The organism is Corynebacterium sp. HMSC064H12, from assembly GCF_001809925.1.
GTDB classification, from domain to species: Bacteria; Actinomycetota; Actinomycetes; order Mycobacteriales; family Mycobacteriaceae; genus Corynebacterium; species Corynebacterium jeikeium_D.
This window is the reverse complement of the sequence record NZ_KV799325.1, coordinates 19,618-41,845: the sequence shown is the minus strand read 5'-3', so window position 1 is coordinate 41,845 and position 22,228 is coordinate 19,618. Positions and strand designations below refer to the sequence as shown.

23 protein-coding genes are annotated in these 22,228 nt (G+C 59.3%); all 23 read right to left on the bottom strand.

The features are described from left to right. Positions 1-232: 232 nt before the first annotated feature. Complete coding sequence (locus HMPREF2681_RS01915) at positions 233-586, bottom strand: hypothetical protein (protein ID WP_070545895.1); 354 nt, start codon at positions 584-586, stop codon at positions 233-235. Positions 587-592: 6 nt separating this feature from the next. Then, a complete protein-coding gene (locus HMPREF2681_RS01910; RefSeq protein WP_070545894.1) occupies positions 593-994 on the bottom strand; it encodes a hypothetical protein in 402 nt (133 codons plus the stop codon). After that, a complete protein-coding gene (locus HMPREF2681_RS01905; RefSeq protein ID WP_070545892.1) occupies positions 978-1,352 on the bottom strand; it encodes a phage holin in 375 nt (124 codons plus the stop codon). Before HMPREF2681_RS01905 ends, HMPREF2681_RS01910 begins: the two co-directional genes overlap by 17 nt. Before the next feature lie 77 nt (positions 1,353-1,429). Beyond that, positions 1,430-2,446, bottom strand: coding sequence for a hypothetical protein (locus HMPREF2681_RS01900; protein WP_070545890.1), 1,017 nt, complete (start codon positions 2,444-2,446; stop codon positions 1,430-1,432). Between the two features lie 37 nt (positions 2,447-2,483). After that, positions 2,484-4,034 carry a glycoside hydrolase domain-containing protein gene (locus HMPREF2681_RS01895; RefSeq protein WP_070545888.1) on the bottom strand — a complete coding sequence of 517 codons (1,551 nt, stop codon included), beginning with the start codon at positions 4,032-4,034 and terminating at the stop codon, positions 2,484-2,486. 43 nt (positions 4,035-4,077) lie between these two features. Continuing rightward, complete coding sequence (locus HMPREF2681_RS01890; protein ID WP_070545886.1) at positions 4,078-5,589, bottom strand: BspA family leucine-rich repeat surface protein; 1,512 nt, start codon at positions 5,587-5,589, stop codon at positions 4,078-4,080. A 2-nt stretch (positions 5,590-5,591) separates the two neighbouring features. Next, complete coding sequence (locus HMPREF2681_RS01885; protein WP_070545884.1) at positions 5,592-6,374, bottom strand: hypothetical protein; 783 nt, start codon at positions 6,372-6,374, stop codon at positions 5,592-5,594. Continuing rightward, positions 6,371-6,718 carry a phage gene 29 protein family protein gene (locus HMPREF2681_RS01880; protein ID WP_070545883.1) on the bottom strand — a complete coding sequence of 116 codons (348 nt, stop codon included), beginning with the start codon at positions 6,716-6,718 and terminating at the stop codon, positions 6,371-6,373. Before HMPREF2681_RS01880 ends, HMPREF2681_RS01885 begins: the two co-directional genes overlap by 4 nt. Next, positions 6,718-8,391 (bottom strand): Gp37-like protein, encoded by a 1,674-nt coding sequence (locus HMPREF2681_RS01875; protein WP_070545880.1) that lies wholly within the window; start codon positions 8,389-8,391, stop codon positions 6,718-6,720. Before HMPREF2681_RS01875 ends, HMPREF2681_RS01880 begins: the two co-directional genes overlap by 1 nt. Positions 8,392-8,397: 6 nt before the next feature. After that, positions 8,398-9,615, bottom strand: a complete 1,218-nt coding sequence (locus HMPREF2681_RS01870; RefSeq protein ID WP_070545878.1) for a hypothetical protein — start codon at positions 9,613-9,615, stop codon at positions 8,398-8,400. Between the two features lie 11 nt (positions 9,616-9,626). Further along, positions 9,627-15,170 carry a tape measure protein gene (locus tag HMPREF2681_RS01865; protein WP_070545875.1) on the bottom strand — a complete coding sequence of 1,848 codons (5,544 nt, stop codon included), beginning with the start codon at positions 15,168-15,170 and terminating at the stop codon, positions 9,627-9,629. A gap of 18 nt (positions 15,171-15,188) precedes the next feature. Then, positions 15,189-15,383 carry a hypothetical protein gene (locus HMPREF2681_RS11195; protein ID WP_232250850.1) on the bottom strand — a complete coding sequence of 65 codons (195 nt, stop codon included), beginning with the start codon at positions 15,381-15,383 and terminating at the stop codon, positions 15,189-15,191. Positions 15,384-15,544: 161 nt separating this feature from the next. Beyond that, a complete protein-coding gene (locus HMPREF2681_RS01855) occupies positions 15,545-15,895 on the bottom strand; it encodes a hypothetical protein (protein WP_049171406.1) in 351 nt (116 codons plus the stop codon). A gap of 136 nt (positions 15,896-16,031) precedes the next feature. Next, the gene (locus HMPREF2681_RS01850; protein WP_070545871.1) at positions 16,032-16,949 is read right to left on the bottom strand and encodes an Ig domain-containing protein; all 918 of its coding nucleotides are present in this window, start codon (positions 16,947-16,949) and stop codon (positions 16,032-16,034) included. 89 nt (positions 16,950-17,038) lie between these two features. Beyond that, on the bottom strand, positions 17,039-17,434 hold the full coding sequence (locus HMPREF2681_RS01845; protein WP_070545869.1) for a hypothetical protein: 396 nt from the start codon (positions 17,432-17,434) through the stop codon (positions 17,039-17,041). Beyond that, positions 17,431-17,709 (bottom strand): hypothetical protein, encoded by a 279-nt coding sequence (locus HMPREF2681_RS01840; protein WP_070545867.1) that lies wholly within the window; start codon positions 17,707-17,709, stop codon positions 17,431-17,433. Before HMPREF2681_RS01840 ends, HMPREF2681_RS01845 begins: the two co-directional genes overlap by 4 nt. Beyond that, on the bottom strand, positions 17,702-18,040 hold the full coding sequence (locus tag HMPREF2681_RS01835) for a hypothetical protein (protein WP_070545865.1): 339 nt from the start codon (positions 18,038-18,040) through the stop codon (positions 17,702-17,704). Before HMPREF2681_RS01835 ends, HMPREF2681_RS01840 begins: the two co-directional genes overlap by 8 nt. After that, positions 18,021-18,458 carry a Gp19/Gp15/Gp42 family protein gene (locus tag HMPREF2681_RS01830; RefSeq protein WP_070545863.1) on the bottom strand — a complete coding sequence of 146 codons (438 nt, stop codon included), beginning with the start codon at positions 18,456-18,458 and terminating at the stop codon, positions 18,021-18,023. Before HMPREF2681_RS01830 ends, HMPREF2681_RS01835 begins: the two co-directional genes overlap by 20 nt. A gap of 11 nt (positions 18,459-18,469) precedes the next feature. Next, entirely contained in the window at positions 18,470-18,829 is a 360-nt protein-coding gene (locus HMPREF2681_RS01825; RefSeq protein WP_070545861.1) for a hypothetical protein, read from the bottom strand. Beyond that, positions 18,829-19,749 (bottom strand): phage major capsid protein, encoded by a 921-nt coding sequence (locus HMPREF2681_RS01820; RefSeq protein WP_070545859.1) that lies wholly within the window; start codon positions 19,747-19,749, stop codon positions 18,829-18,831. The genes HMPREF2681_RS01825 and HMPREF2681_RS01820 overlap by 1 nt, the downstream gene beginning before the upstream one ends. Positions 19,750-19,768: 19 nt before the next feature. Beyond that, positions 19,769-20,167, bottom strand: coding sequence for a hypothetical protein (locus tag HMPREF2681_RS01815; protein WP_070545857.1), 399 nt, complete (start codon positions 20,165-20,167; stop codon positions 19,769-19,771). 17 nt (positions 20,168-20,184) lie between these two features. Continuing rightward, a complete protein-coding gene (locus HMPREF2681_RS01810; RefSeq protein ID WP_070545855.1) occupies positions 20,185-21,609 on the bottom strand; it encodes a head maturation protease, ClpP-related in 1,425 nt (474 codons plus the stop codon). Between the two features lie 5 nt (positions 21,610-21,614). Continuing rightward, entirely contained in the window at positions 21,615-22,019 is a 405-nt protein-coding gene (locus HMPREF2681_RS11315) for an endonuclease VII domain-containing protein (protein WP_083301580.1), read from the bottom strand. Positions 22,020-22,228 lie beyond the last annotated feature (209 nt).

Genomic DNA, 22,228 nt, shown 5'->3' with positions numbered 1-22,228 from the left:
AGATCTGGTTGGTGCCCTCGTAGATCTGGGTGATTTGGTTGTTTGTGGTGGTGGTTGTGTTTGTGCTGGTAGGTGGGCTATGTGGGGTCTGGTGGCTATGTGGAATCTGGTGGCTCTGGTGTTTTTTGCGGGACGGATGCGGGACGGGAACCGATTTTGGGCATGAAAAAGGTGCCCCCACCGGCCAACTGTTCGGAAATCCCGAACAGCTCAAACCAGCAGGGGCAAACCTCTAGTCAATGCTTTTAATCGCTTCCTCAATTTCCTCTATCGTCTGCTGCACATCAGGCGGTGGGGGTTTTGCCCCGGCTCCTATCCAGATAGCGATTTCGTGGAGTGCGTCGAGGCTGCGTTTCAACGACCTTGTTAAATCCCAGGCGTGATTCTCCCAGCGGATACGCAACCCCCGTTCGGCGTCGAACTCTGTTCGCAAATCTCGCATGCTTTTTTCTAGGTCGCTGACGCGCTGCAGCAAATCGTCTGTGAACGCCCCCTGCTTGTCGCCTTTTTTACCAGCGTAGGCACCATACGCGGTAACGGCTGTACCGGCCAGGGCAAGTAGCCCAACGATGATTGCTGGATCCATACGGGGCTACTCCTTTTCATGTCGGCTCCGGGTGTTGCGTCCCATGACGGGGCTGGTGGCCATTGCTGCGAGGGCAAGGAAGGCATAGTTTTTGCCGGACACCCACATGCGTGACTGTTCGGTGAGGCCTTCGTAGATGTAGGCGGTTGCCCAGGCAAGCAGAAGCCAAGTTGTGATGATGAGCCCTACGATGCGTGCCCACCTGCCGATGACGGGGTGCCTGCATACGGCACCCAGGGTGAGCACGGCTGCGGTCACCACCCAGCCCAGGAAAATATGCTGCCCCGGCACCAGACGCGCCACCGGGTCAAGCTGGGAGGGGGTTGTGCCCCAGTATGCAGCTGCTGCGAGCCATGCCCATGCTGCCCAGAATGCGGAGAGGATTTGGGGGTTAGTGATGATTTTCATCTGCTCGGTGTTCCCCTACGTATTCTTCGGTTGGGGTGTTGGCTGCAGCGTAGCCCGCGCCGAGGGCGGGGGCGACGATAGCCAAAATGGACTGCCACTGCGCGTCCGTACCATACCCCCAGGCGGTGAGTGCTGCGGTGATGGCTGCGAGTAGCAGGTACACGGCAGTACGCGGGTTGCTGGTGGAGTGCAGCACGGCGAACACGAGGGTAACTACTGCCGTGAGCACACCGACAACAGCCGCAGCCTTCACCTCATCGAGGACACCCCAGGCGATAAGCGCCGGTGCGATTGCTGCCACGACAGCGTATGCGGTGCCACGAGCGCTAGCGGGGACAAGATTCTTGATGGTTTCCATGATGTTTCTCCTTTGGGTATGAAAAATGCCCACGCCGGTCGACGCAGGCAAAAGAAAAACACCCCGGGCGGGGTGCCTTAGTTGGTTTCTGGTGGTAGGTCGTCCGTGTAGTAGAACGTGGACATGTTCATGCGGTTAGCGCCGGTTTCCTGCACCACAGCCAGGGCATCATCCACTTCAACAGCGAAGTTTGGGGCCATATCGTCCGATGATTTCACCGCTAGCCTGACTAGATATTTTTGCAGTTTCGTAACGAACTTCGCGCCCTGATACAGCTCAACATCGCAGAGGGCGAACCCTCCTTGCGGGAACATTTTTACCTTCGGGAAGTGCGGGAGCTTCAGCCCATCCAGCGCGCGCAGTAGCCCTTCGAGGTCGAAGGCGGAAATGTTGATGTCCACGCGCCCAGCGTGCTGAATTACCTGGACTTCCGAACCTAAGTCGTAGATAGCCGCAAAATCTTCATAGATTGCTTCATCATCAAGCAGCTCTACTGGTGTGAGGTGTGCCCGCAGTTCTGCGAGTTGGGTTTTGAGCTCTGCCGGGTCGAACAGCTCCGGGTTCAACTTCTCCCATAGCGCGTTGGTTTGGTTGGCGACAGGCCAGAACGCATCCCACTTCATCTTTAGGCTGTTCGATACCTCATCAAGTTTTGGCTCGAGTTCCCCTACTCGCTTTTCCAGCGGGGCGAGGTCAACCTTCGGTGCTCCCTCTAGCGCGTCTAGGCGCTGCTCCACCGGGGCAAGGTCAACAGCCGGGGTGTTCTCCAACGCCTCCACGCGCTTATCGAGTGCAGCCCACACCGTTTCCTGAAAGTCTTCCGCCTGCCACTCCAGCAACTCGAACAGGTCATGCTCACCAGACTCCGGTACCATAATCTGCCAGTCCTTCGACCAACAACCAGCACCCACACGAACACGCATCGCACCCGGCAACAGGTCATCAACCCTGGCTTTACCGTCACGAATCTTCACCTCCACCGCAGAAGGCACAACATCCGGGTCACCCAACACCAGACGCTCCAAACTGAACCGCAACGACCCCTCCGGACGCGAACCGTCCAAGTTCACAAGGTCAACAAAAATAGTGGTCATAAATCCCTCCTACAAAAGAAGCACCCCGGTGGGGTGCTTACTTGTTCTGTTCCTTCAGCTGTCTCTCAACAGCAGCCAAACGCCCATCCAGGCGCTCAAGCGTCTTCAGAATCAGCTCCGTGTTCTTCATCGCCACAAACGAATTTTTGTCCGCGTGGAGGATATAGTTACCGCGCTTATCCTTGAACGTTGACCCGGCAACGAACGTCTGCACGACATCATCGAGAGTTTGTGTCATCGTCTTGACCTCTTCCTTAATCTCCGTGACCGACTGCCCGGCCACACGTTTCTTCGTTTCCGCCAGCACGTAATCCCACGGGAACCCACCATTAGTTGGCGGCTGACCGTTGGAGCCGTCATATCCGCCCGGGTCCCAGTGGTCAGACCCGCCCAGGACCTTTGAGCAGTCCCAGTGACCGCCGATTCCGGTTTGCGACGGGTCGCGCATGATCGATGGAGTCAGCCGCTGCACGGTGAAGCCGTTGAGCTTACATTCGTGGGCAAGGTAGTCCACGAGCTTGTTTAACTGCTTCGGGAAAGATAGCCACTGCTCGCGGGACTGGAAGGCCGAGCCATTAAGGCAGACGTGCAGATACAGGTCGTTTCCGATACTGCCGACGGCCCACACCCCATAGACGTTATCGTTCTGCCGGCACGTGTCGCCCTCACGCCCAATCCCCATGTGGTACGAGCCGCCATTGATATCGCGCCTGCGGTTGTATTCCGCGAGCTGCTTTGCAGTCCACGCGGTAGCACGCATTTTGCCAGTTGCGTAGTTAAAACTCGACTCGTCCGTGTGGATGATGATGCCGCGACGTTTATGGCGGGAAATACCGTTGTCCCTCCATGTCAGGAGGTCAGCATCCGCCTTAAACTGTGCGGTTGGTTTCGGCGCTGGCTTCAACGCCGGTGGCTCGGGTGGTGCGACTGGTTCCGTGGTTGGGGTGTCCGCTGCCTGGTCCGGTCGTGGCGGGTGTTGCCCCCAGTACACGTGCAGTACTTGGTTGACGTCGACTTGGACACCGCCTGGGCCGGGGACGTTGTGGACGTTCTGTAGCAGCACTGCTTGGGGGTGAACTACCCCGCGTGACCATGAGATGGTTTGCCACATGAGGTATTTGCCGTCTCCGGCGGTGCCGATTACGCCGTCTTCACGCGCCCAGTCGCAGACGCGGGAGTGGCCGTAGATGCCGACGCGTTCCCGACCTAGAACCTCACACGCCGCCTTGAAATAGTTGACCGCCGTTTGGTTCCACTGGTCTAGTGTGATGTCGAAATCGACAGCGAAGAACACCGGGTAGCCGGTGCGTTTCACGGCCTTGAGCTGCTTGTCCGCTGCTTCCGCGTCCGCCCGACCCCCCTCAGCGCCGCGCATACAGTCGGGGTTAGCGACCCCGCCGTATTGCCACACGAAAGCGGTATCGAGCGCGTTTGCTTTGAAGTCCGCTGTCTCCTGCTCGGTTGCTGGTTTCCCCTGCATCCACTTCTCGCGTGGAGGTGAAATGTAGCGGACTGCGCCGAGGTGCCCCGCGTCACGGATAAGCCGCGCGGGGATAGGCTTCGCTGAATAGTCCAGGACTGTAGCCATGTTTCCTCCTTTGTTAGGTATGAAAAAAGCCCCACTGCGGGGGCTAGTTGATTGGTTGGCCGTCAGGGGTGAAAAACGGCTCACGAGACAAACCGGAATATTGGATCATACCGCTCCGGTTTGCTGGTTTGGTGCCGTCGCTGCGAATAAGGAGCACGTTGCCATCAGTAAGATTTGTGCAACGAAAAAACATGCTGGTCACAGCCGTGACCTGGGAAGTATCCAAATCCGGCACAGTGGTCAACGCCAAACATGCCTCGAACATGCTGCTCATGTCCGTGACCTGGGAGGTGTTTAAAAGCAAGGGGGCTTCCCGCAGCTTACTGCAGCCATTGAATAGATTCGAGAGTGATTTATCTTTCGCGTTTCGCGCGTCGATACTAAACGGGATTTTCTCGACTGTCTTGTAGTCCAGCCCCCGCCTAGTTAATTCTTTTTGGAGTTGAGTCCGCGCGAAACCGTCCGGGGTGAGGACAAACACGTCTCGTAGCGTTTCCAGGCGTTTTAGTTGGTTTGCCAGCGCTGCTAGCCCCGGTACGGTTGGCGCGTCCCACGTGCCCGATAGGTCACCAGCAAGCTTCACACCACCAGCGGACGAACCCGTGGCAGTCGGCACCACAGTGATAGCCGAATCAGCCCGCCCCAGAGACTCACGAACACCCTGCGACAAAGAACCAATCTCCCAGCCGCCCTCCGGCGCACCCACCTTAGCCCGACCAGCCGCAGCAACCGCCTCATCACGCGCCAACTCAGCACCAGTCCGCGCAGCCGTGGCGGTGGACACCGCCGTGTTCACGTCGCCGAGGGAGCTTGCGGCAGCGTCAGCCGACGACCTAGCAGCCCTAGCGGAACCCTCCGCCGACTCCGAAGCCGACTGCGCCGAAGTTGCGTGGCCTTCCGCCGTCTTAGCCGACCCCTCAGCACGACCCGCCGATGCTTCCGCAGCCGACGCAGAACCCGCAGCCTCACCAGCCGACGCTTCCGCCACCGATACGGAACCAGCCGCGCCGTCAGCCGACGAAGCAGCCGCGTCACGCGCCTCCTCAGCACGCGAAGCCGCCGACTCCGCACGCTCCGTCAAGTCAGTGAACTCCCCGCGCACCACCGACACCGCAGACTCAACAACCCGCGACACACTAGCCTGCGCCGACACCGCCTCATCCCTCGCACGACCAGCCACCGCAGCCGACCCAGCAGCCTCACCAGCCCACCGCTCAGCCTTAGCCGCAGCCGCAGCAGCACCATTCACCACAGCAGAATCCGGCGAATAATCCACCGCCAACTCCACCGCATCAACCAGGCTCACGGTCCCGTCCGTCGGCAAATCAAACGTCCAGCTTTCGAAAACACCAGGGGCAACAAGCTCCACCGTCGTCCTGCCGGGATCCAACTCGCCCGTCCTGAACCGGCCAGCCGACAATGGGTAATCCCGGCGCTCACGAGTAATCACACCACCAGCGTTATTCGCACGCCGAGTACGCGCCGAAAAAACCGTGACAGTACCCTCCGTAGGGGAAAGCCCCACGTCCTTAATGTCACCAACCAGAATCGTCATACCTACTCCTCAATGTAAGAATCTTCGGAGCCAGTACTACCGACACCGACCTTGTTGGAAATGTGCTGCACAACCAGGCGGTTATTACGCGGCCCACCCAGCAGTTTTCGGGAACCGTGAATCCAGGACACCTCGATTTTCACGACATAGCCCGAGTCAGGCACCACCACCGACGAGACGATAAGAGACGATTTCGCCCACGGGTTCGCTTCCAAACCAATCTGCTCCGAATACAACGTGCCGTCCGGTCGGTAAACCCTCACAAACCACTCGACCGTGCCATTACCAACACCCAAAGCGTTATTCCCGTACGCCATCTGACACCTGATATCCCACAGACCAGCAGACAAAAACCTGATGCCGTTATCGTGCAGCTCGCAGCCCTGCATCTCCCCAATCGGTCGTGTAAACGGCATCACACCATGGTTATTACCGAACTGCAGAAAACCGCCCTTAGCGTCCATATACGCGGAACCGTAATCAAGCAACGGAGACAGCAGCTCAAGCGTGTTCTTCAACGCCAACTGGCCGTCCTGAAACTCATCCGCCACGTGCTCCCAGCCCGCTGGTTTCCGACCCGCAAAAATCTGCTGCAGGGGCTTCACAATCTTCTCCTGCCCCCACTCATCAATCCGCTGGAACAGGTTCCGGTTCACATCACCCCACGCCCGGTCAATCGGCTGACGCAACTTCCGCAAAACCGCAGCCTCATCCAAAGCCTGCAACTCCGCCAAATTCGACACCGAGTAGCCGCCCTCAGGCACACCCTCACCAGGAGCCGTCATGACTGATTCCTCCGATCAAGCGCCGCCTGCACCGCAGCCGCCTCCGCATCACTAAGATTCGACAAATCCACCGACGGGGCAGGAACCTTCTCCTCATCCTCCACCGGCACCCAACGCACACCCGCCGACTGCAACGCCGCCCTCGGGTCCAGAACCTGCTTCACCTGCTGCAACTCCGGATGATGCCGAAACCCGCAGTCCCACAGGAACCGAGACACCACCGGCAAACACATCACCGGCAGAACCATCGGCGTGCCATCGGCCATCACCGGAAACGACGCCAACGCCCACGCGAAATGCTGCTCCGGGTCGGCCATATCAGCCTTACGCTGGTCAATCGCCACTATGACCACACTCCTAGTTTCTTAATCGCCTCAAAGAAGAAGCGGGACTGGTTCAGCAGCCGCTCAATCGGCGCTTGGTCGGTTCGGGGGTCGCCTACGGTCATCGACCACTTCACCGGCTCGCCACGAGAACCAGCCAGCACAAGGCCGCTGATTTGATGCACCTCGTACTGGCCGCGCGGCATGCCCTCCAACGTCACGCCGACACGGTCACCGAGCCAGCAGTGCCCCTGGCCCTCCGTGCCGATAGTCCACGGCCCGCCCTCGAGGTCAACGGTGACTTTGGAGCGTGACCGGGTTTCCCAGAACGCCTGACGGAACGCCACCAGACCGGACAGCGAATAACTTGTTTCTGCGCCGTCAGCCCAGCCCTCGTGGTAGTGCGACCAACCGGCCTTCGCCGACCGGAACGGCGACTTGATAGACCCGAACGCCAGGAAAATATCCTCGTACAGCGGTTTCAGCGCCGTGTCCGCAATCGCGCCGATACCGTTCATCAGGAACACCGCGCCAATCAGATTTCCGACCAGCTGAATGTTCGCCGAGATGAACGTATTCACCCCGGGCGCTGACCTACCGCCCGCGTTAATCTGCACCACCGTCGCGGGCTCCCATGTCCACGAACCGGATTTCACCGGGGACACATCCCCGTCTCGGAACACCACCCACGGCTGCGCCGGTTTCGTCCCCAAGAACCGAGACAGTGAGTACTCTGCGGGCTCCACCGGATTCACAACGTCCGTGATGACCTCATCAACCAGGTTGTCGCCCAGCCGGGTGACCGTGCGCCACATGCCGCCGAAGATCGTGCCGCCGGTCGCCGTCTGCTCATACACACCGGACTTGTCCACGATATCGATGATGAGCTGTCCCGTCCGCAGCGGAAACAGGTAACCCTTCGGCTTCGGGTCACCCTCAATCCACCGGCGGGTGACAATCATCAGGCCCGCGTCCTGCAGAATCGGCCGGGCCATCTCCATCCACGAATCAAACCGGGACGAAATGATGCACCACTGCGAATCATCCATGACCAGTGAATCGGGCTGCACGAGGATAGGCCACAGGTGCGGGACGATACCTTCTACCCACGTGCGCGGGTCAAGTGGGTTATCCGGCAGGTGCCAGAAATTCCCGGACAAGCGCATCAGGTTAATGAACAGCGCCAACTTCAGGGTGTAGCGTGACGGCCCCGCGAGAATGAACGCCTTCGGGAACTGCACCCCAGCCGGGAGGAACGGGTTCGGCCACACGTGAATATGGTCGAGTTCCTTCACATCGTCGAGGAACTTCAACTCGACATGGCGGGTGCCGTCCTCGTTTTTCACCAGCGTGGCGGACTGCATGCGCCCACCCCAGCGGGCACCGTCCTTATCCACAGTGATGTGAATATTGCGGGTCGGCCGCTTGTAAACGCCCATAGCCCACAGCGCGAGGTAATGATCGTGCGGGAGTTTCACGAACCCTCCACCGACGTCATTCATCCGCCACTCAAATGAGAAATCAATCTCGCCGGCGACCACGCCCCGGAAATTCCAGTCGCCATCCCACAGGCGAATCAGCGGACGCACCGACCTGCGAGCAACACGAGCAAGACGCTCATGCTGCAGTCGCTCCCACACCTCATCGAGGTGCTTATCCAATTTCTCGATAGGGTCACTCAACGCAATAGCCACGCTGCATCACTCCAAACCGTACGGGCGCGACCAGCGGCGCACCTGCCGAACCTGCACCGCAGCACCCGGCAGAGTAAACACCTGCCCCGCCGTGTAACCCACAGACTGCTCGAACAGCTGGCCGATAGTTTTCTTCGTCAGCTTCTTCGAAGCCTCCTGAACCCACGCGTAAGCATCGGTGCGCCCGTCGCCGTCCTTGTCCTTGTCGCGGAAAAACTGGAACATCTCCTGCAACGCCTGGTCCACGTACTCCGCCAGCTGGTCGATACCGAGCATGCCCGGATCACCAATATCCAGCGGGGCCATAATCCGGGTGAGAATCTCCGCCGTCTTCGCCAGAGCGTCGGTGGGGATAGCGAACGGAATCTGCAGAGCCCGCCAAATGTCGTTAGTCCACGGCAGCGGGTTCACGAACACCGGCAGTTCCGTCTCCGTTGTCCACGGTGGCACCGGGTAGCAGAAGAACTGGCCGTTCATCTTCGCACCCCAGCTAGGGCGCTGGATGGACACAATCTGCTCCACCTCCGGGTCAGTATCCACCGCGACATCGACTCCGTAGGGCTGGAACGGCAGGGTGATAAGGCGGCGCTGGTGCTCGAACCCCGGATACCCCTCGCGGGTCTCCCACGAAAAGTCCGGCAGAATCATCGAAGCCGGTCCAGTGAGCGTCCACCGCAGCCACATCGGCTGGTCGGTTGGATTCGACACCGTCACCGACCCGTTCCAGCGGATACCGTCGAAACGCCACACATCCGTGACGTCCTCGTCGTACCACATCGGGTCACCGGCCTTCAGATGCATCAGCATGCGGGCAGAGCCCTTAAACTGGCCGCCCTTACCCAACTCCACCTCCGGGGTGGCAGACAAACGACACGACAACACACGCCGCCCAGATGAGGAAATGATCTCAATCTGGGAGTCCTCCGTGTACGACCAGGCTTTACGCCACAGCGAGTCCGCCATCTGCCACGGCCGCGTTGGCGAGTCGAGGATAACCACCGGCAGGGTCACCTCACGCGCCTGGAACCGCAGCGCATTAAACGTCGCACCGACCTGCGCCGCCGACGATGACCAAATAGTCTCCACCGGCGTATCCAACAGGCCAACGTGCTCATCCATCAGCCAGATGCCCATATCCCCGGCCTTGTCGCCGGAGATACAGAACTTCATGCCGTTAACGCCAATGACGTTGACCGTGATTTTATGCCGACCATAAACAGACAAGAATTATCCTCCTACCTACCTAGGCCGAAACCGGCCAACTCACGGCGCTCCGCATGACGCTGCATCTCCAACGCCTCAGCCACCGAATGCACATTGATAACCGTTGTGGGGCCACGCAGCGAACCAGTTTGCTGCTCGCCCTGAGACTCCGACGCGCCAACGGTGCCACCACCAATCGGCATTTCATTCACCTTCGAGGACACCTGATTTACGGCACTGGATACGGGGCCGAGGATGTCCTGGAACGGCGCTTCCACCGTGCCGAACAGTTGCTCTCCGTACTGCAGGAACGCGTCAGTCCACCCGGCGGCGACCTCGCCGGTGTACCACGCCGCCATGTCCACGACGGGCTGGCCGAACGCGTCAATCGCCCCGCCACCAAGCGAGGTGACAGCGTCACCCAGCGAGCTGAACCCGGCGACCGCGCCGATACCCGGCACCGCGCTACCCGCAGCGCCAGCCACAGCACCAACACCAGCGTCCAACCCTGCCCCGGCCATACCAAGACCAGCCTTCGCACCAGACAGCGCCAACGTGCCGCCCGTGCGGACAGTGCCGGACACGATCTGGCGCGCCAGGTTCGGTAACTGCTGGCGGATGTTACCCATCGTCACACCCTGAATGTCCTTCAGGATGCCACCGTGCTTCTGCCCATCCTCACCGGTGCCGCCATTGATGGCGGTGGTGAGTTCCTGAGCGAGGTCACTGTTCATGGCACTATCGGCCATGCCCTGCAGCTGTTCCCACTGCTCGTTCGTCAGAATCGCTTCCGGCTTCTTCGAGAAGTTGAACGCAGCCGCACCGTGCTTGAGAATGCCACCGTTGTCGTACACACCGGCTTCAATCTGCTCTGGGCGCGTGACCGTGCCCTTCACATCATTCCGCCCGGTCTCCTGGTTGTAGGTGAACAGGCCAGTGTCGCCGTACAGCTGCCCCGCCCTGTCCATCTTCGCCGCGTACCGGTCAGGGAACGCGGAGCGCTGAACCTTCTGGGCAGCGTCGCCCGGCTCCATGCTCTGCCAATCGAACTTTGAGAGTTCGCGGTAGAACAGTTTCGCCGACTCGTAGGGATCCATGCGCTGTGCGACTGTGCCCCACGCACCGTTGTCGCGCTGCTGGAACAGCCCAACACTGTCATGGTCGGAGCCGACCGCGTCGTGCCGGTAGTTCAACGACTCCGGGACGCGATTGTTCGCATACATCTGCATTGGGTCACCAGACTCAACCAGCGCCGTCATCAGACCAATCTGCGCCGCGTCCGCCGCGTCACCCGACGGATTAAAACCAGAGTCAATCGCCGCACGAGAAATCTCATAAGCGAAGAACCCTGGCCCCCACTCCGGCACCTCCGGCTGCACAATAACGTCCCGCTCGCTCTCAGGAATCTGAGACAACTGCGGGTCAGCCGCAAGCTCCGCCGGAGTCATCGACGTAACAGCCGCATCGTGGTTCTCGATAGCGTGCTGCTCCGCCGTCGACGTACCCGGATTATCGCCCTGGCCGTACTTCTTATCGGGACCGTTCCAGAACTTCGATGCGAGTTTCTGCGCCCCAATCAGCCACGACGGGATAGTGTCCGGCACGCCAAACACTGCCAGCGCGTCACCGACCTGGCCGGTCACCAACTCCTGCACAACCGAACCGGCAGCACCAGAGATAGTGGTTTCCCCGCCGAACGCCTGCGGCTCACTAGCCACAGAGGTGTCCGGCATCGAGTCAGCCACATACGGCTCCGCCTGCTCCGCGTAATGCGCGGTCACAGCGTCCGGGTTCTGCGCATACGCCGCCATCTGCTCATCAGGCGACAAGTCGCCCAAATCATCTAGCTGCACGTCCTCAAACGCAGGGGCGACACTGATATAGAAAAACTCGTTGTAGTACGAGTCATCCGCACCAGCCGCGCCACCGCCCAATTGTCCGTTGCCGCGCGCACCACCCATCTCGAAGTTCGTGCCGTCCGGCAACGTACCGGAGGTGTGACCGCCCGCTGGGCCGCCGTTACGGAACCCGATACGTAGGTCGCCGGGTCCGCCATGCCCACGCTGGAACCCATGCGACGAAAGCCAAGCGGCCTCATCGCCGGTGAAGAACTTACGCGGGAACGGGTCAATACCCACAGCCTTAGCCGCAAACGCCGACGCGGTACCAGAGCAGTCACCCCAGTTAGAGCCGCCGAAAACATACGGCGCACCTTCAAGAGGGCGTGAAGCGCCCTCGCCCTGCGCTAGGCGCATCAAATCGTCCTCAGTAGCAACCACACCACCATCAGCGAACTGGGTTACGTGCTGTGGGCCGAGGTTCCCAGAGTAGTTACCGGCATACGGCTCACCGGTGCGCTCATTAACCAACTGGTAGCCGAACCGGCCAGCGACCTCATCAAGAATCGCAGTGGAGCGGCCACGCTTCGACCGAGCAAGCGGAATGTAAGCCTCACCGCCGGTCTCCGGCTCAGCCCACACACGCCACGAACCAGCCGGGGCGATCTGCGCCACATGACGCTCACCGCGACGGCCACCGTTGGCGTACTGCTCCAGCTGGTCAATGCCGCCGTCGATGTAGGCGCGCATAATGCCGCCCTCAGCGTTGACGACGATGCCGCCGGAGCGCAGACCAACCAGAGAACCAATCGCGCTAAACGACAGGTTGCTAGAGAGCCAGTTCTTCACGCTCGACCAGGCGGACTTCATGCCGTTCCACAGGCCGTTAATGATGTTCCGGCCAGCGGACACGAGCCACTGCCCCGCCGACGCGAATAGAGATTGAACCTGGCCTGGGAACTGGGATAGGCGGTCAACCATCTCCTGAATCTTCTGCTTCACCGTGTCAACGACGGTCTGCACGATGTCCTTGAACGCCTGCCAGGCGTTGCCGACCATCTCCACCAGGCCACGGAAAAAGTCCATCGCGGACTGAATCACACCCATGACAATGTCGTGGATATTCCGCCCCATGTCAGAGAAACGGTTCTTGATGTTGTCGAAATTACCGGTCAACACATCGGCGAGGACACCGACGAGGTTCTTCATGAACTCCCACACCGGGTTGACAACATTCGTCCACACCGACATAAACATGTCGCCCATGAACTGCCACGCCGGGACAATCACACCGTTGATGATGATCTGGAAAATCTGCCCCAACAGGTCAACACCGGTTTTGAAACCGTCGATAACCGGTTTGATGAACGTGTTCCACACGATCTGGAACGCCTGCCCCAGAAGGTCAAGCGCAGGCTTCGTGATGTTGTTCACCCACCAAGAAATAGCGGTGGAAAGCATGTCGATACCGGCCTTGAAGAAATCCACGACCGGGCGAATCCACGTGTCATAAATCTGGCTCATGGCGGGGCCGAGGCCAGCCCACTTCTGCCCAATCCAATCCACCGCAACACCGACAGCGTCCTTCAAGGTGGTGAACATGCCGCCGAGGTTGGAGTTCTCGCCGAAACCGGCGGAGAACAAGGACTTTAGCCCCTCCCACTTTTCGCCAATCCAGTCGAACACCGGCTCGACGTAGGCGCTGTAAGCGTCCTTGAAGAACCGGGTGGTTGCGTCCCACGCTGTTTTCATGAAATCGGTGAAGTTCGCCCAAATTTCACGGCCCTTCTCGGTCTTGGTGAAAAACGCCCACAGAGCCACACCAGCCGCCGCAATCGCGGCACCGATAAGGACAATGGGGTTAGCGGCCATGACCAGGTTAAACGCGGTCTGCACGCCCGTCCACAGCTTCGTCGCGCTCGTGAGCAGCTTCGTGGTTTTCAGCATCTGCAGAAGCCCACCAGCGGCCTTAGCCGTCTCGATAAACTTCATTGCCTTATACAGGGCAACAAACTGCGTCGCCGCAGCACCCAGACCAACCGCCAACGGCCCCAACCACGTCGCATTATCCTGCACAAACCGGCCAACCGCCTTGAAAGCGTCACCAACCGCGTCCATTACCGGACGCAAAGCGCCACCCTCACCAGTCACGTCCTTAATCGCACTGGTGACATTCTTCAGCCCACCGGTCACAAACTCGACAGCAGTAGTCAACGGGCCAATAAACGGCTCAATCACCGCAGCACCAAAATTAGAAAACGCCGTCTTCATGTTCGACATCTTCGCCGGCAACGTCTGACCCATCTCCTTAGCCAGGTCACCCGTACCCTTGTTCACCGCACCAACAAAGTCCTCGAAAGAAACCTTGCCGTCAGAAACAGCCTTCTTAATCTCCTCCTGCGACATACCCATATGGTCAGCCAAGTACTTCGTCGCATTCACACCAGCGTCGGCCATCTGGTTCAGATCCTCACCAGTGACCTTGCCCGCCGCGCTCATCTGCTGCAGCACACGACCAACATCAACGCCAGAACCCTCCGCAATCGAGGACAGGGCAGTGAACGCATCAATCGCATCGTTCATCGGCTTACCCAGCTGCACACCCGACTGGGCGAACATGGCGGAGTACTTCGCCGCGTCAGCCAAAGACACGCTGGTGCCGGTGACCTGCTCGGTCAGCTGCTCCATCTGCGCCTTCGTCTGGTCAGCAGACAAGCCCACCGACTGAAACATAATTTCAGCGCGTTGAACATTCATTAGGCGCTCGAAACCACCAGACAGCACACTAGTGACACCGCTAATACCAGCGAAAGCACCAGCCATACCACCGGCCTTCTTCGCGATATCCATCATGGAGCGGCCGAAACCACCGGCCTTACCGGTCGCGCCGCCCATCGCGCCACCGAACTTCGTGACATCACCAGCGGCCTTACGAGCTTCCGCACCGGCCTTATTAGTGGCTTGCGCTGCGTCCTGGACAGCCTGCTTATGCAGATTTTCCTTCGACTTCAACGAGTCGGTCGCGTTCTGTAGATTAGCCCGCGCCTTACCTAAATCGCCCTCAGCGCGAGCCGCCGCAGTATTCGCGCTACCGGACTGGCGCTTCGCCTTCTCCAGCTCACGCTCAGCCGCCGCCGTCTGCTTCGTACCCGCCCCATAACGGTCACGAGTATCAATCAGATTCTGCTCCGCAGCCTTCACCGCGTCAGCCGCAGACTTCGCGTTAGACCGCGCTTCATCCACCCCAGCTTCGGCGGCCTTGACCTTACCGACAGCATCCGTGGCCTTAATCCGCGCCTGAGACAGCTGATCCTCAGCACGCTTCACCGCATTAGAGGTCGTCGACTGCCCACTACGAGCAGCCTCCAAGTCCTTTTCCGAGCGGGCAACACGCATAGAAGCGTCTTCATTCTTCGCCTTCGCAGTCGCCACCTTATTCTCAGCGGCAATCATCTGCGACGCGGACGCATTACCCCTCGACCGCAGGTTCTCAAGCTCTTTCTCAGCAACCGCTAGCTCCTTCGCGGCCTGAGCCTCCTGAGAGCGGGCACGAGACAGGGTGTTAGTCGCGGCTTCTACCTTCTTCGCAAGCGACGCGCCTGCCTTCTGCCCACTCTTAGCAAACTCATCCTCAAAAGCCTTACCGGACTTCTTCGCAGCGCCGGAGGCCTCCTTCATGACAGTGGCGACAAAGCCCTTCATCTGCGCATTAACGGGAACCCAAACGCCACCAGCCATGATCTTGACCTCCAGTGCCTATAGCGAATCCAGGTAATCCGCCACCTGCTCAGGAGTAGCGTCCCCGAAATCACCGAACTTCGATTTGTTATCTGTCTCCGACCACGGGAACCGTGGCCTATTCTCCGAAGGCAGCTCAGCCTTCTTATCCCCCGCCGCGCGCGCCGCAATCACAGAGCCGCGCATGTTCTCCCACATGATTGCCCACAGCATGTCGAGTGTCGCGCCCCACTCCCTGCCGTCAGTGAGGTGACGGGTATGGGGGCCAGCGTCCGGCAACCCTTCGAGTAGGACCCGGAGTTTCCGCAGCGTTATCTCGCGCCGGAAATACGCCGCTATCGGGTCCCACCCGTAGAAACGCTCAAACGCGGCTTCTAGCGCTTCCGGCGACGCGCTGCCCGTCGCGAGGAGCGATTGCCACGAGTAGGGTTTCCCCCAACCTCATCGCGGGATTCGTTCATGTACTGGGTGAACACCATGAAGAACAGGTTGCTGGTGCCACCAACCTCAAGGAACTGGTCGTACTGCTCCGCGCCCATGTAGAACTCGGCGATATCCGGGCCGTCCTCCAGGTCGGAGAGCTCATCGAGTGCGTCATCATCCAGGAGGATTGGGTCGCGGAACGTGAACGTCTTGCCCTGGAAATCGAAGGGCACCATGCCCTTTTCGGCTCCGGTGGCTTCCTCGCGCTGCTTCAGCAGTTCATCGAGATTCAGGTTAGTCATGGCAGACCTCCAAAAAAGAGTTAAGAAAAAAGAAGTATGTGGTGGCAGACCCATTTACGCGGGCATGAAAAAAGAAAGGGGCGCGGGCCGGGTCTGCCACAAAAACAACCCGCACCCCACCCACAGCGGCCACCTGCTAGGAAGCGACCGGGATAGTCACCTGCTGCGACGCAGACAGGTTCTTCGTGTCCTTCACCGTCACGGTCGCGGACACGCTGGAACCGGAAACCGTAGACGCGGTGCCGGAAATCTTGCCGGAGGTCTTATCAATCGACAGGCCAGACGGCAGACCAGTAGCCGAGAACTCATACGGCTTCGTACCACCAGAAGCGGTAACAGTAGCGGAGTACTCCTGGCCCTTAGTCAGCTCCGGCAAAGTCGCGGCGGAGGACACCTTCAGGGTGTTCACGCCGTCGGTGGACTCACCAGTAGCGGCACGGCCACCAGAAGCCCACTCGGAGTTGAACTGCCAGTTCGCGGTCTTACCGACCGCGTCCGGCTCAGTGGAGCCGTAGTCAGCCTCAGAAGCCGGGTAGGTGTTGTAGGTGATTTCCAGGCCGACCATGTCGTCCTTCTTAAACACCAGGGAACCGCGCTCAGTGATCTGCGCATCGAACAGAGTCAGGCGCATGGCCTTACCCTTGTCGATGACATCGAGGGACAGGAACTCGTGCGGGAAGTCCGGCAGGTTACCCTCGTAGAACTCGGTAACACCGCCCTCGTTGATGAGTTCATCTTCGGTGACACCCAGGAACTTCGCGAGGTTCTCAACCGAGGACTCCCACAGGGTCATCTTGATGCCCTTAACGGCCTTAGTGACGTCAACGCGGATTGGGTTGACTTCCTGCCACGGGATGTACTCCTGCTTGTCCTCATCGAAGGAAATTTCCAGGCCGTCCGGGGACAGGTAGCCCAGGTTCTTGTGAACCTCGGAATCGTATTTCTCGCCCAGTGGGACCTTCTTGGTGCCCAGTGCGGCGGCGCGGACAGCACCGGTCATACCGACACGGGCATGGCGGGCATTGAAGCCCTCAAGGGTGGACTGTTCAGCCATTGCTGTTTCTCCTTAAAACTGCATGAAAAAAGCCACCCCGGAGGGTGGCTGGGAAAACGTCTTCTAGTCTTTTGTCAGTGTGCGACCGTCTAGCCGGTCACAGTGAGGTCAGCGACCACACCAATACGCTTCACATGAGGGTTCATGTCCTCACGTGTCGCCATGCGCGGGCAATCCACCGAGGTGATACTGTTCTCGACCTGGAACGGCAGTTGATGAAGCGCGGCGCGAACCGCGTCACCAATCGGCGTCGCCTCCAGGCGCGACCTGCCGAACACATCCACATCGAGAGCAATCATCTGCTGGATAGCAAATTCGCCCTGCCACGGCATGACCTCCCCGCCGGGCAGCAAGTCAATCACCACGCACGGCAGGTTCTTCGCTAACTCACGGTCAGGCGGCAAACGGTCGGCCACCCACACATCGTCACCGAGAACCTGCTGCACAGACTCGATAACCTGCATGAGAATATCGGCGTCGTTCATCGGCGCACGCTCCTTCCAGCCCGGCGCATAATCCCAATCGCTTTCACCCGGTCATCGTCTGCCACATTGGCGGTGACGTTGACACCGAAGCGACCCGACGGGATATACACCTGGCTGATGGACACGTTCGCGTCAACTTTCGCTTTCGCGAACTCACGGCGGGCAACAGCAGCGATTTTCGCCGCCCTGCCCTGCACCGTGCCCTTCACACCAGGCTGCTGCATGACATCGCGGAACATCTCATCGAAATCAATATCAATCTCCGGGCTACCCATTGACTACCTCCAGCTGTAGGGACGTGTGCCCGTGGGTTCGGTGCCACCAGTCGGCACGGTCACCGACGATGTCACAATCACCGATACCCGGCACGCGGATACGCTGTGTAGCCGACACGTCCAGGAACTGCCCCGGAGGGCAAATCAGCCGGAAACCCGACTGCACGAACACCCGCCGGCCACCAGCGTCATCCTCGAACCGGCCGGCGGGCTGCACCTCCACACCGAACGGCACCGACTCAACCGACGCGGGGTTGTCATAATCCAACTCATCGCGGCCATAACCCGGCCTAGTGCCCGGTGTGACGATCTCAACGGCGGTATCGAACACGACGAAGCCTCCGTTCCGGCCAAGCGGGGGCACCAGGGAACCGGCCACGCGCCGTAGCATGCTGCACCAGACCCAAATCAAACCGGTGCTTATCAGTCAGCACCAGCCCACCCCACGCGCTACCATTCACATCCGAGAAGGTGCCGGACTCTGTGATGTCACCGGCGGTAACCGAGAACTGGCGATACCCAGCACGGTCACCGACCAGCAGCACCGCCGACACCATCTCGAACGCGACACGGCACACAACCGCCTCCAGCCAATCCGAGCGGGCAATCTCCTCATCGAGGTTCATGCCTGCTCTGCTGAACTCGGCGGCAATCATGTCGCGCGCATCTTGGAGTAGTAGTTCGGCGCGTTCACGCTCCCCCGGCTTCAGGGCGCGGGGGAACCGCGCTACGAAACCATCAATCAGCATCGTGTCACCACCTAACCGACGGCGGCGATAAGCTCCGCCTTCGTCATGCCCTTGGGGTCTACGCCCTTCGCGGTCGCGTAGGCTCGCCACGCATCCAACGCCGCGGCTTTACGCGGACGCTGCGGGGCAGAACCAGCGGGCTCCTGTACGGCGTCGGCCTCGGCCTCCGGTTCACGCTGGCGCTCCACAGGGGCATCAACACGGGCAGCTCGACGCACGGAGGGAACCGCGTCAGGCTCAACGACAAGGCCACGCTCAAGAAGAACCCGCGCGTCCTCATCGTTAATTTCGACAACGCCAGGGCGAAGATACGCACGAAAAAAGCCGCCCACATGCGACCATGTGAACGGCTCAACAACGCGAACCTTCATTACCCAAGCGCCCCCTCAATCTTCACAACCGCCTTCGGGTTATCGACAGCGATAATGCGAGTGCGGAACGCATCGACGCGCCAGGACTGGGTAGCGCCACCGTAGCCGTTATCGCCATGCGGCGAGTACAGCTCAGAGACAGTCAGCGGAATGGAATCTGAGTAGAAGCCCGCAGTCTGAGCCTCCATCACGTAAATCTCATCCTCTTCCAGCCAGGAAGAAGTGACGATACGCAGCTGCGACAGAACACCCGGAGTGATGCCCTTGAAGACCGGGTTCTCAGCGGCCATATTGCCGATGAAGAACTTCTGAGTAGCTTCGTGCTCGAGTGCAGCCTCAAGGGTGGACTCGGCAATCACTAGAGTGTCTGGCTTGTAGCCAAACAGTGCCTGGTCGTCCGTCTCCGGCTTCGCCTGCGAAATCATGCGCTTAGCAGCACGAATGTCGCCCAGCGGGTTAGCCGTCGGCTCTTCCCAATTCTTGCCAACATTCAGGGTTGGGATTTCAGCGTTCGCAAACGCGGCCAGGGACGCGCGGACACTGGTTCGGACCATAGTGTTCTTCAGCCCATTGACCTGCCGAACCACCGGGTCGAGCTTGTTATGGCGACGCTGCTCAAGGGATACGGAAACACCCAGAGCAGTCTTGTGGCCAATCAGCGACTTGACCTTACCTGCGTCCATATTTGACAGCGGAATCTCGGCGTACTCCGCCACGACCTCAGCATCATCATTCAGGAACGGGGCAACCGCCTCGCTGTATGCAACAATGCCGTCATTCGTGCCAGCATCGCGGAATAGAGCTTCCTCAAGGAAAGCCTTATCCAGGTCTTCCAGGATGCGCTCCTGGATGTAAGTAGGATCCTTGACCATCGCATCGACGGTCAAGGTCTCACCGGAAAAAGCACCAGTAATAGGCATTATCTAAACCTCTTCTCTCTTAAGATGCCAGAGCAATCGGGTGGAACATATGGACACGGACGCGGCCATTCTTGACCTCACGCTCGGCAATGCCGGCCTTGACAGTGCCCTCCGCCGCGGCCTTACCGTCAGCAGCAACGAACACGGCAGCGCCAACCTTGAATGTCGCGCCCTTGGCGACCTCCACCTCGACAACCGCCTGGTGAGTGTTGACAGCCACGTACTCCGGCAGGCCGTAGGAAATATCGCCTTCCTTACGGGCAACCGGTGCAGCCAGCTGCTGAACCTGCCCATACGGCAGCTTCGAACCATCAGCATGCTTCACAAGACCATCGACGAGGTCAACGAAACGGAACTTCTCGACCTTCTCCGAAACCTTCTTGGTTACCGGGCCGGTCGTAAGAACAGCATTAGTCATCTCAATGCACCTTTCGGCTAGTAGCGAACCGACGCGAACGGGTTAGCCGCGCCGGAAATCTTGTTCTCATTGACCTCATCATCTCGACTATGGCCAATCTCACGGACAGGGAAAGTGTTCTCCGGAATGCTCGAATACAGCACGCGGGCAGCATCGCCACGAGCCTTCAAGTCCTCGAACGCCTTCTCACGATTCTGCGGGTGAAGGCGACCTTCCTTAACCCACCCATCGACCTCAGCGCGCATATCCGCTTCATCAGCCTTAGCCTTAGCCTCAGCCCCACGAGCGGCAGCGTCCTTCAGCCAGTTGTAGGTGTCCATGTCCAGCGTCACCGTCTCCGGGCCAGCCGGAGCAGACTTAGCCGGGGCCGCGCCCTCAGACTCGGACTCTTCCGGCGCGGCGGCCTTCACAGTCACCTGCGCGGAAAGCTCAACCTCGACACCATCACCAGTGACCAGAACCGGGATAGTCACCTCATCGCCCGGCTCCGCACCAGCTGGCGCGGTAACCGTGACAACACCGGTGTCCTCGGCGACCTCGACACCCCAGCCCTCCGGCGCTTCACCCGCGGCGAACACCAGCCCAGGTGGAATATCGCCGACCGGCTGGAGAACAACCTTGTCGGTCGGAACAATCTCCGCCGGTTCATACGACAGCTCCACGGTCACATTGACTGTGACCTCTTCGTTCATGATGCGGCCCAGTGCGGCGAGCACCTGGTCCTCGGACTTGCCCAGCGTCTGGGCGAGCTCATTGAGCAGTGTCATGTTCTGCTCCTCCTTCCGCCCATCACTGGGCATAGTTGTCTTGTCCCCCGATTCCGACCGGGTGACAGGCGGCGGCGGAGCCGCAGCCCGGGTTTCAATCTCAGGAACACCACGACCCCCGGCATGTTTAGCGAACCGCGACCGACCCGAGGCCACCACCGCGTGACGCTTCTCAGCCTTAGCTGACTTTTCAAACTCAGCAACAGCATCTGCCAGCCCGGCCTCAACTGCTTGCTCAGCAGTAAAAGTAGTGTCCTGCTTCATCAGCTCACGCCAATACGTAGGCTCCTGGCCTGTTTTCTCGGCGTAAATAGTGGCGAGGTTGTCTGTAATCTGGTTCAGGTCTGCTGCAAGCTGCGCCATCTCCTCCGAATTGCCCATACCCTGTGACCACGCACCATGGATAAGCAAACTCGAATTAGGCGACATGATAAGACGGTCAGCACCGCCAACCGCGATAAATGAAGCGGCGGACGCAGCTATACCGTCCACATACACCGTCACCACATCCGGGTATCGGCGTAACGCGTTAAGGATTGAGATTCCCGCGTAGACATCACCACCAAACGAATCGACGCGGACAGAAAGTGGCCCGTCCGCGTCATTCAGCTGGTTAACGATGTCTTTTGCTTGAACCTCAAATCCTATATCTCCATAGATAAGGATTTCGTTCATCCTGATTAAACTTCCCTGGTTTCATCCCATGCATTCAAGTAATCAACGGCTTTAAGTAATCGATTAGCGCTATCACCAAAATTCCCCAAAGCTGTATTGCACCCACGGCACAACAGGCCACGTACACATTTACCGCAGGACCGCCCCACTTCAGGGCAACAATTGTGATCGTGGTCTATGTGGAATCGGTGCAGTCGCTTATCTCCATACTCAACCTTCCCGCAAATCGCACACCCACCTCCTTGACGATCGAGGATTTCAAGGTACTGCACGACGGTGATATTGAAACGAGCGCGAAGGTGATAGTCGAATGCTTGATTTTCGTTCTCGGCACGCCATTTTTGTTGTCGGTTATTCCTGGCTTTCCTGCACGGTTCGCAGGCTTCCTCCCCATGCGTGTAATGAGACATCCAACCCGCGTGGGTTCCAGTTCTGCCGTTTGGGTATTTTGCTGTAGGCGCTTCACACGCACGTCCAGGAATTAATTTTGGTCGTATCGTACAACCGCACGACTTCGACCCTCGTCCATCGTTCAGGCTAGTTGACGCAATAGAGGTGATTTCACCACAGTCACACTTGCACTTCCAGAAAACGCGGCCTTTTCTGCTGTCGTCACGTT

Bases quoted from the DNA above. Each gene is read 5' to 3' on its own strand.
- HMPREF2681_RS01915 (WP_070545895.1), bottom strand. From the start codon at position 586: ATGGATCCAGCAATCATCGTTGGGCTACTTGCCCTGGCCGGTACAGCC.
- HMPREF2681_RS01910 (WP_070545894.1), bottom strand. From the start codon at position 994: ATGAAAATCATCACTAACCCCCAAATCCTCTCCGCATTCTGGGCAGCA.
- HMPREF2681_RS01905 (WP_070545892.1), bottom strand. From the start codon at position 1,352: ATGGAAACCATCAAGAATCTTGTCCCCGCTAGCGCTCGTGGCACCGCA.
- HMPREF2681_RS01900 (WP_070545890.1), bottom strand. From the start codon at position 2,446: ATGACCACTATTTTTGTTGACCTTGTGAACTTGGACGGTTCGCGTCCG.
- HMPREF2681_RS01895 (WP_070545888.1), bottom strand. From the start codon at position 4,034: ATGGCTACAGTCCTGGACTATTCAGCGAAGCCTATCCCCGCGCGGCTT.
- HMPREF2681_RS01890 (WP_070545886.1), bottom strand. From the start codon at position 5,589: ATGACGATTCTGGTTGGTGACATTAAGGACGTGGGGCTTTCCCCTACG.
- HMPREF2681_RS01885 (WP_070545884.1), bottom strand. From the start codon at position 6,374: ATGACGGCTCCTGGTGAGGGTGTGCCTGAGGGCGGCTACTCGGTGTCG.
- HMPREF2681_RS01865 (WP_070545875.1), bottom strand. From the start codon at position 15,170: ATGGCTGGTGGCGTTTGGGTTCCCGTTAATGCGCAGATGAAGGGCTTT.
- HMPREF2681_RS11195 (WP_232250850.1), bottom strand. From the start codon at position 15,383: ATGCTGTGGGCAATCATGTGGGAGAACATGCGCGGCTCTGTGATTGCG.
- HMPREF2681_RS01855 (WP_049171406.1), bottom strand. From the start codon at position 15,895: ATGACTAACCTGAATCTCGATGAACTGCTGAAGCAGCGCGAGGAAGCC.
- HMPREF2681_RS01850 (WP_070545871.1), bottom strand. From the start codon at position 16,949: ATGGCTGAACAGTCCACCCTTGAGGGCTTCAATGCCCGCCATGCCCGT.
- HMPREF2681_RS01845 (WP_070545869.1), bottom strand. From the start codon at position 17,434: ATGAACGACGCCGATATTCTCATGCAGGTTATCGAGTCTGTGCAGCAG.
- HMPREF2681_RS01840 (WP_070545867.1), bottom strand. From the start codon at position 17,709: ATGGGTAGCCCGGAGATTGATATTGATTTCGATGAGATGTTCCGCGAT.
- HMPREF2681_RS01830 (WP_070545863.1), bottom strand. From the start codon at position 18,458: ATGCTGATTGATGGTTTCGTAGCGCGGTTCCCCCGCGCCCTGAAGCCG.
- HMPREF2681_RS01825 (WP_070545861.1), bottom strand. From the start codon at position 18,829: ATGAAGGTTCGCGTTGTTGAGCCGTTCACATGGTCGCATGTGGGCGGC.
- HMPREF2681_RS01820 (WP_070545859.1), bottom strand. From the start codon at position 19,749: ATGCCTATTACTGGTGCTTTTTCCGGTGAGACCTTGACCGTCGATGCG.
- HMPREF2681_RS01815 (WP_070545857.1), bottom strand. From the start codon at position 20,167: ATGACTAATGCTGTTCTTACGACCGGCCCGGTAACCAAGAAGGTTTCG.
- HMPREF2681_RS01810 (WP_070545855.1), bottom strand. From the start codon at position 21,609: ATGAACGAAATCCTTATCTATGGAGATATAGGATTTGAGGTTCAAGCA.
- HMPREF2681_RS11315 (WP_083301580.1), bottom strand. From the start codon at position 22,019: ATGTCTCATTACACGCATGGGGAGGAAGCCTGCGAACCGTGCAGGAAA.